The sequence below is a fragment of the Pseudostreptobacillus sp. genome, assembly GCF_977040545.1.
This window is the reverse complement of record NZ_CDRRBS010000039.1, coordinates 1-9,477: the sequence shown is the minus strand read 5'-3', so window position 1 is coordinate 9,477 and position 9,477 is coordinate 1. Positions and strand designations below refer to the sequence as shown.

8 protein-coding genes are annotated in these 9,477 nt (G+C 25.4%); all 8 read left to right on the top strand.

Translation table 11 applies throughout. The features are described 5' to 3' along the window. Positions 1-1,122, top strand: a 1,122-nt coding sequence (locus ACWYO2_RS03230) for a glycoside hydrolase family 57 protein (protein WP_455515060.1), incomplete at its 5' end; no start/stop codon positions are given. A 38-nt stretch (positions 1,123-1,160) separates the two neighbouring features. Continuing rightward, positions 1,161-2,282 (top strand): cysteine desulfurase family protein, encoded by a 1,122-nt coding sequence (locus ACWYO2_RS03225; protein ID WP_455515059.1) that lies wholly within the window; start codon positions 1,161-1,163, stop codon positions 2,280-2,282. Positions 2,283-2,356: 74 nt separating this feature from the next. Then, a complete protein-coding gene (gene asnS, locus ACWYO2_RS03220) occupies positions 2,357-3,742 on the top strand; it encodes an asparagine--tRNA ligase (RefSeq protein WP_455515061.1) in 1,386 nt (461 codons plus the stop codon). A 10-nt stretch (positions 3,743-3,752) separates the two neighbouring features. Further along, on the top strand, positions 3,753-4,499 hold the full coding sequence (locus tag ACWYO2_RS03215; protein WP_455515058.1) for a tetratricopeptide repeat protein: 747 nt from the start codon (positions 3,753-3,755) through the stop codon (positions 4,497-4,499). 19 nt (positions 4,500-4,518) lie between these two features. Next, positions 4,519-5,292 carry a hypothetical protein gene (locus ACWYO2_RS03210; RefSeq protein ID WP_455515057.1) on the top strand — a complete coding sequence of 258 codons (774 nt, stop codon included), beginning with the start codon at positions 4,519-4,521 and terminating at the stop codon, positions 5,290-5,292. Next, on the top strand, positions 5,285-7,531 hold the full coding sequence (gene topA, locus ACWYO2_RS03205) for a type I DNA topoisomerase (protein ID WP_455515056.1): 2,247 nt from the start codon (positions 5,285-5,287) through the stop codon (positions 7,529-7,531). The genes ACWYO2_RS03210 and topA overlap by 8 nt, the downstream gene beginning before the upstream one ends. Continuing rightward, positions 7,531-8,433 (top strand): site-specific tyrosine recombinase/integron integrase, encoded by a 903-nt coding sequence (xerA, locus tag ACWYO2_RS03200; protein ID WP_455515055.1) that lies wholly within the window; start codon positions 7,531-7,533, stop codon positions 8,431-8,433. The genes topA and xerA overlap by 1 nt, the downstream gene beginning before the upstream one ends. Positions 8,434-8,440: 7 nt before the next feature. Next, positions 8,441-9,477: GTPase (locus ACWYO2_RS03195; protein WP_455515054.1), on the top strand; the 1,037-nt coding region annotated here is incomplete at its 3' end.

The window sequence follows — 9,477 nt, the reverse complement described above, 5'->3', positions numbered from 1 at the left end:
ATGTTGCCTATGATGAAAGATATACCTAATGCTGTTCGTGCACAGGTAAGGATGGCTAAAATGGATTATATGAAACACTTTGGAAGAGAACCTAAAGGTATTTGGCTTGCAGAATGTGCTTATTATAACGGACAAGACTCTTATTTAAAAGAAGAAGGAATAAGATATTTCTTAGTGGATGCTCATGGTATTTTAAATTCAAATCCAAGACCAATATATGGTGTATACTCATCAGTATATACTAAAAATGGAATTGCGGCTTTTGCAAGAGATCTAGAATCATCAGAACAAGTATGGTCTTCAGAAGTAGGTTATCCTGGAGATGGAGATTATAGAGAATTTCATAAAGATGTAGCTTATGAGTTAGATTATGATTATGTTAAACCTTATTTACATAGTGATGGAATAAGACGTAATATGGGTATAAAATATCATGCAATAACTGATAAAAATGGAACTTATAAAAAAGTATACGATCCAGATGTGGCAAGAAATAAAGCGATAGGTCATGCATATAATTTTGTATTTAATAGAAGCAAACAGCTTGAATATTTGTCAAGTAAGATGAAATATAGAAAACCTATAATAGTATCACCTTATGATGCTGAACTTTATGGTCATTGGTGGTATGAAGGACCAATATTTTTAGAATATATATTTAGAGCAATTAAAGAAAGTAATTTTTCAAGTATTACACCATCGAAGTATTTAGATATATATAAAGTTAATCAAATTGTAGATTTGAGTATGTCTAGTTGGGGAGCTAATGGTTATTTTGATGTTTGGGTAGATGGGTCAAATGATTATATTTATAGACATTTACATAAAGCAGCAGAAAAAATGATAGAAATATCTAAAATTGAAACTGAAAATCCTCTTATGATCAGAGCTTTAAATCAAGCAAGTAGAGAACTGTTGATGGCGCAAACTTCTTGTTGGCCGTTTATTATGTTTACTAAGACTATGGTTGGATATGCTCAGAAAAAAGTTAGTGATCATACTTATAGATTATTTAAACTTTATGAAGATATAAAAAATAATAGTATAGATGAAGAATGGTTATCTGAAATTGAAAATAGAGATAATATATTTAGTAATATAGATTATAAGATATTTAGATAAGAGTAGAGCTTCTACTCTTATTTTCTTTTGGAGGTAAAATGATATATTTTGATAATTCTGCAACGACTAAAGTAAAAAAAGAAGTTAAAGATGAAATGTTAAAAGTTATGGATGAATACTTTGCAAATCTTGATGCAAATTATACGATCTCTTTAAAATTTAGTAAATATTTAGAGGAAAAGAAAAAAATTTTAAAAGATAGATTAGGACTAAATCCTAATGAATTTGTGTTTACTACTGGGGGAGGAGAAGCTAATAATATAGCATTAACAAGTGTAATTAGAAAATATAAAAAAGGTCATTTTTTAATATCTAGTATAGAACATGCAAGTGTAGAAATATGTGCTAAAGAATTATCTCAAGAAGGTTATGAATTAGAATATATACCAGTTGATGGATATGGTAATATAGACCTTGAGTATTTGAAAAATGCAATAAGAGAAGATACTATACTTGTATCAATTATAGGAGTTAATAATGAGCTTGGAACTGTTCAAAATATGAAAGAAATAGGTGAAATAATTAAAAATAAAAATAAAAATACATATTTACATATAGATTTTGTACAAGGATTAAATCATATAGATGTTGATTTTTCAAAAATTAAAGTAGATTTACTTAGTATTAGTTCTCATAAAATAGGAGGTCCTAAAGGTATAGGAGCTTTGTATATATCTAAAAATGTTAAATATAAGGAACAGATATACGGAGAAAATAATTCTAATGGATTAATACATAGAACATTTCCAAATGAATTAGTTTGTGGATTTTTAAAAGCAATAAGTTTATACAAAAAAGAGGATATAGAAAAAATAAAAAAAATAAAAGATTATTATTTATTTAGATTAAGTGAAATAAAAAATGTCGATATAAATACTCCAATTAATTCCTCGCCCTCTATAGTAAATATTTCATTTAAAGGTGTTAGGGCAGAGGTGCTTCTTAATTATTTATCAACAAATGATATATATGTATCTACGGGGTCTGCTTGTTCGGGTAATAAAGGAGACAGCAAAATACTTAAAGCAATAAATCTTAATCAAGAAAGTATAAACGGAAGTATAAGAGTAAGTTTTTCGTGTGAAAATACATTTGAAGAAATAGATATGTTTTTTGATATACTTACACCTTTCTTAGAAATGGCTAGAAGTATTAAATAAACTTGAAATTATAGCTATAAATGTGTATAATTATAATATAATTTTAGAAAGGAGAGTATGTATATCATACAATTATTATGAAATTAAGAGAATTACAAATAAATACAGAAAACTATTTAGGAAAAGAAGTTGAATTAAATGGTTGGGTAAAAAAAATAAGAGATCAAAAAAGTTTTGGATTTATAGAATTTAATGATGGTACTTTTTTTAAAGGAATGCAAGTAGTATTTGATGAAACTTTAGAAAATTTTGAAGAAGTATCAAAATTAACTATATATTCATCAATAAAAGTAATAGGTGAAGTAGTATCTTCACCTGCTAAAGGACAAAGTTTTGAAATAAAAGCTAAAAAAATATCAATTTATGATAAAGCTAGTATAGAAAATCCTTTACAAAATAAGAGACATGGTTTTGATTTTTTAAGAACTATAGCACATTTAAGACCGAGAACTAATACTTTTAATGCAGTATTTAGAGTTAGATCTTTATTAGCATATGCTATACATAAATTCTTTATGGAACAAAATTTCGTATATGTTCAAACTCCTTTATTTACTGGAATAGATGCAGAAGGTGCTGGAGAAATGTTCCAAGTAACTACATTAGATTTAAATAATGTTCCTAAAAATGATGAAGGTAAGATAGATTATAAAAAAGATTTCTTTGAAAAACCAGCATTTTTAACAGTTACAGGTCAACTTCATGTTGAAACTTTTACATCTGCATTCCATAATACATATACTTTTGGTCCAACATTTAGAGCAGAAGAATCATTTACTACAAGACATGCTGCTGAATTTTGGATGATAGAACCTGAAATGGCATTTGCAGATCTTGAAGCAAATATGGATGTTGCAGAAAATATGATTAAATATATTATAAAATATGTATTGGAAAATGCTAAAGAAGAAATGGAATTCTTTAATACCTTCATAGAAAAAGGTTTATTAGATAAGCTGCAAAATGTTTTAGATAATGAATTTGCACGTGTTACATATACAGAAGCTGTTGAAATATTGAAAAATTCAAAAAAACAATTTGATGTACCTGTTGAATGGGGTATGGATTTAAAAACAGAGCATGAAAGATATTTAGCAGAAGAAGTATTTAAAAAGCCTGTATTTTTAACAGATTATCCTAAAGATATTAAAGCATTCTATATGAAACTTAATAAAGATGGGAAAACTGTAAGAGCTATGGATTTATTAGCACCGGGAATAGGTGAAATAGTAGGAGGAAGTCAAAGAGAAGATGATTATAATAAATTAATAGCTATAATGGATGAAAAAGGATTAGATAGAGAATCATACAAATGGTATACTGATTTAAGAAGATTTGGTTCATTCCCACATTCAGGATATGGGTTAGGATTTGAAAGAATGTTAATGTATATAACTGGAATGGCAAATATTAGAGATGTAATACCTTTCCCAAGAACAGCTAAAAGTTTAGAGTATTAATGGAGGTTTTATGAAAAAATTTAAAAGGCTTATACCTATACTTTTATTTTTACCATTTTTAATGCGTGGAGATTTTTTAGATGAATTACAATCTATGGATGTTTTATTACAACAAGGTAAATTTCAAGAAGCTTTAGATAAAGGAAGAGCTTTACAAAAAACTAACATATCTGATGAAGATAAAAAAGCATTACAAAATTTATTATCTAAAATTGAAGAAAAGATTAAAAATGATTCTAAAAAAGAAATAGATAATTCAAATATTGTTAATAATAATGGTGAACCAAATTTTGAAACTGATGAAGTTTCAGAAGATGAAAATTTAGAAACAATATCAGATGGAACTGTAGCATATCCTGGTGATGAACTTAATGATGCAAGTAAGTATAAAGAATATGATAGATTAGAAGCGGAAGTATTAGCTTCTAAAAATCAAGATAATATTAATTCATTATTAAAAATATATATGAGAAGTGGATTATATGAAAGAGCTATGAAGCTAGGACAAAAATCACGTGATCCTAGAAATATGTATATAGGTGCCTTAGCTGCTAGACTAACTGGTAGATATGATATTTCAATAAGTCAATATAGAAGAGTTATAAATTCTGAGCCAAATAATCTTGATGCGATACTTGGACTTGGACTTGCATACAGAGCTAATAAAGATAATTCAAATGCATCAAAATATTTAAGAATGTATATAGAAAAAGGGGGAAGAAATTCTAATGTAAATTCAGTTTTACAGGAATTATAAAAATATGGGGTGGATTAGTTTGAGTCAAAAAATATCACCAAACCTAGTTTATGATTATATATATAGGTTTGGTGATATCTATAATTGCTATGAAAATTTAAAAAAAGAAAATTGTAATTTAGAACTATTGTTAAATGTTAAAGAGTCTTTTGGTAAAGATGAGGAAATATTGGAATATATTAAAAGTAGAAATATAAGAATAATATATTGCAATGATGAAAGATTTCCTAAAAATATTAAAGAATCTGGTTATAAAATACCATATATATTTTATAGAGGAAATTATGATTTACTGAATAAGAAAATTTTAGGATTAAACTATAACACTAAATTACTAACTTTACCAAGAAATAATTTACAAAGTATATTCAATTCGATAGATATTGATGTAGTTTTGGCTATGAATTCAATTAGTGAATCTGATATATTTATTTCTTCTATTATTAATAGAAATTGTATATATGTAACTACTAGTATAGAGAAATTTGAAGAAAATTTTCAAGATTTATATGTATCCTTGTTAATAAATGAAAAAGATAAAAATAATGCTTATTTTTTAACCAATATGTTGATTTCTTGTATTTCAAATAGTATATATATACCTGAAAGCAATATTTATACAAGAGCGATGCTTAGTGCCAATATTAGTATAGATTTAGAGCGAAAGATATATGTAACTGGAGGATTTGGTAAAAGTTTTTCGGGTTGTAATTATTTATTAAGAAATAATTATGCAATAGCAATAGGAAATAGTAGTGATATAGAGATGTTTGAGGAGGATATAGATGGCTAAAAATTTAGTGGTAGTGGAATCTCCATCAAAAGCTAAGACTATAAAAAGTATTTTAGGTTCTAATTATGATGTAATAGCTTCTGTTGGACATGTTATTGATTTACCCAAAACTAAAATAGGTATTGATATAGAAAATGATTTTAAACCAGAATATAGAGTAATAAAAGATAGAAAAACTATATTAGAAGAACTTAAAGCAAAAGGTTCTAAAGCTAATAAAGTTTTCCTTGCTTCAGATCCGGATCGTGAGGGAGAAGCTATTGCTTGGCATATATCTAATTATATAAATTTAGGTGAAAAGGTTAAAAGAATAGAATTTAATGAAATTACTAAAAGTGCTATTTCTAATGCTGTTAGAAATCCTAGGGATATAAATACTGATTTAGTAAATTCACAGCAAGCGAGAAGAATTTTAGATAGAATTGTAGGTTATAAAATATCACCATTAATATGGCCAATTGTAGGTAGAAGTGCTTCAGCAGGAAGGGTGCAATCAGTTGCTCTTAAATTAATATGTGATTTAGAAAATGAAATACTTAATTTTAAACCAGAAAAATATTATCAAATAGATATTTTAATTAAGGAAAAGATTAAACTTTCTTTATCTGAAATATCTGGAGAAAAAGTTGATAAAATAAAAAATAGAGTTATTTTTGATAAAGCATGTAGTGATTTAAAAAATGCTGAAGTTAAAATAAAAGAATTAGATATTTCAAATAAGACTCAAAGTCCACCTGCAATATATAAAACAAGTACATTACAACAAGCAGCTTCTTCAAATTTAGGATATAATGCTACGAAAACTATGAGACTTGCACAAAAACTTTATGAAGGTACTAATATAGATGGTGAAACTAAAGGGTTGATAACATATATGAGAACAGATTCAACTCGTGTTTCTGATGAGGCAAAACAAAGTGCAAAAGAATTTATAATAAAAAATTATGGTAAAGAGTATGTTGGTACTTATAGAAAATATTCAAAAAGTAAGAATAGTCAAGATGCACACGAAGGTATTAGACCTACATATATTGATTTAACTCCAGAATATATGAAAACTAGATTAACTAATGAAGAATATAAATTATATAAATTAATATGGGAAAGATTTGTAATTTCTCAATTAGCTAATGTAAAATATGAGCAATTAAAAATTGTTGCAGAACATAAAAACTATACTTTTAAAGGTACTATAAATAAAATAATTTTTGATGGTTATTATAAATTATATAAAAGTGAGGATATGATACAGACTTTAGATTTTCCAGATCTTAAACTTAATACTAAATATAAGATAGATGAATTGATACCAACTGAATCTGAAACTAAGGCACCAAGTAGATTTAATGAGGCATCACTTATTAAAAAATTAGAGTCATTAGGTATAGGTAGACCATCAACTTATGCTAGTATTATTGAAGCAATAAAATCTAAAAATTATGTTGATGTAATTGATAAAAGATTAGTACCAACAGCTTTTGGAAAAGAAGTGAAAAATGAACTTGAAGATAATTTTAAAGATATAATGAATGTTAAATTTACGGCAATGATGGAGAATAATTTAGATGAAGTTGCAAGTGGAAAATTAAATTGGGTAGATTTATTACGTGATTTTTATAAAGTTCTTGAGAAAGAAATGATTGTATATAAGGAAAAGGTAAACGAGTTTAAAAATACTAATATATATACTGATGTTAAGTGTACTTATCAAGATGGTAGAATGCTTTTAAAAAGTGGGAATTTTGGTAAATACTTAGTTTGTGAATTTGATTCAAAAGATAAAATATCTATTAAAGGTATAGATATTGATCAAAGTGAGATTAAAGATAATTTTGTTAAAATAAAAGATAAAGTAGAACAATTACTTAATTCTAAAAAAGGTAAAATTACTGATGTGTATACAGAAAATAATAAAATGATGTATTTAAAAGAAGGCAAATATGGGGCATATCTTGAAAGTGAAGATTATAAAAACGATAATATTAGAAAGCCTTTAAGTAAAGAAATAAAAGCTAAGTTAAAGAAAAATCAAATAAAAATTGAAAATGGAATTATTCTTTTAAAAGATATTTTAGAAAGTATAGTTGAGGGTGATAATAAAATACTTTCAGAAGTTGGACTATGTGAAAAATGTGGTAAAGAATTCACTATTAAGAGTGGAAGATATGGTAAGTTTTTAGCTTGTAGTGGATATCCAGAATGTAAAAATATAAAAAAAATACCTAAAGAGGGTAAATAATGGAAATGCATAATATATTAAATAAATTTATTTATTATCAAGAAGTAGTTTTAAATAAGAGTTACAATACTGTTAAATCTTATAGAAAAGATATAGAACAGTTTATATATTATTTAGAAAATAATGAAGGAATAAACGATTTTAATAAAGTTGAAATTATGAGCTTTAGATCTTTTATTGCTTATCTTAATATGGAACTTGAAGTTAATAAAAGAAGTATAAATAGAAAATTATCTGCAATAAGAACTTTTTATAAATATTTATTGGAAAACGATTATATAACTGAAAATAAGACAGTATACATAAATACGCCTAAATTTAGTAAAGTATTACCTAATTATTTAACCAAGTCTGATGTTGATAAGATACGTTCTGTTATAAATATAGAAAAGATAACAGGATTAAGAGATAGAGCTATGATAGAGTTACTTTATTCTAGTGGAATACGTTCTATGGAATTATTAGATTTAACGGAGTCTATGATAAATTTTAATGAAAGAGAATTAAGAGTAATAGGTAAAGGGAACAAAGAAAGAATAACTTTTTTTAGTGATAATGCTAAAAAATATTTGTTAGAATATATAGAAAAAAAGAAAATAGTGTATAGGAATGTAGATAAAGATATAATATTTGTTAATAAAAATGGAGATAAATTAGATTCAAGATCTTTAAGAAGATTAATAACTAATTATGCTTTAAAGGCGGATATAAATAAAGAAGTAACACCTCATGTATTTAGACATAGTTTTGCAACGGAAATGTTAAATAATGGCGTTGATATTAGGTATGTACAAGAACTTTTAGGTCACAGTAGCATAGCAACTACGCAGTTTTATACACATATAAGTAAAAATATGCTAAAGGATGTATATATGAAAAGTCATCCTTTTGCTAATAAATAGGAGAGATATGAAAGAAAAAAAATGTATAGGTTGTGGTGAAAAATTACAATATGATAATCCTGTTCTTCCGGGATATATACCTAAAAATATTTTAGAAACTAGAGATAATATAATATGTAAGAGATGTTTTAGATTAAAACATTATGGAGAGAATTTAGAAAAGGAAGAAGAGAAAGATGTATATAGATTAGAAGTAAAAAAAGCTATTAGTGAAGTAGATATAGTGATACCTATATTTGATATCATTGATTTTGAATCATCTTTTACTAATGAAATTATAGATTTATTAGAAGATAAAACAATATTAGCTTTAATAAATAAAATAGATTTATTACCTTCATATATACATATATCGGAAGTTTCTAAATGGGTAAATTATTATTTTAATGAAAATAATTTTTTCCCATCAGATATTGCATTTGTTTCAGCAGAAAAAAAATATGGAGTAAATGGTATATTTAGAAAAATCCAATATATAGCTAAAAATATATTAAAAAAGAAATTAGATACAAAAATTAAAATTGCTATAATGGGTGTATCAAATGTAGGTAAATCACGTTTAATTAATTTATTATTAGATAAAAATTCTTCTACAGTTTCTAAATTTTCTGGAACAACAAAAAAGAATATAAAAAATATAAAAAATACTAAAGAATTTAAATTAGAAATTATAGATACACCTGGATTAATTCCAGATGGAAGACTTTCTGATTTATTGAATTCTGATATGTCCTATAAATTAGTTCCAAGTGGAGAAATTTCAAGAAAGACTTATAGACTTAAAGAAAAAATGGTGTTTATGATGTCTAATTTAGCATATTTTGAGGTTTTATCTAATCCTAAAAATAAAAATAGCTCTATAGTATCAGTTTATGCTTCAAAAGAAGTTAAGTTTCATGTAACTAATAAAAATAAGGTTGATGAACTATATTCTAATTTAAATTTCTTTAATTTATTGGATGAAGAAAATTATGAAAAATATAATAAAAATGAATTTATAACCAGAGAGTATACAATTGATGAAAATGAAGATTTAGTAATATC

Excerpts from the sequence above, each read along its gene's own strand:
- ACWYO2_RS03225 (WP_455515059.1), top strand. The coding sequence starts at position 1,161 with ATGATATATTTTGATAATTCTGCAACGACTAAAGTAAAAAAAGAAGTT.
- ACWYO2_RS03215 (WP_455515058.1), top strand. The coding sequence starts at position 3,753 with ATGAAAAAATTTAAAAGGCTTATACCTATACTTTTATTTTTACCATTT.
- topA (WP_455515056.1), top strand. The coding sequence starts at position 5,285 with ATGGCTAAAAATTTAGTGGTAGTGGAATCTCCATCAAAAGCTAAGACT.
- xerA (WP_455515055.1), top strand. The coding sequence starts at position 7,531 with ATGGAAATGCATAATATATTAAATAAATTTATTTATTATCAAGAAGTA.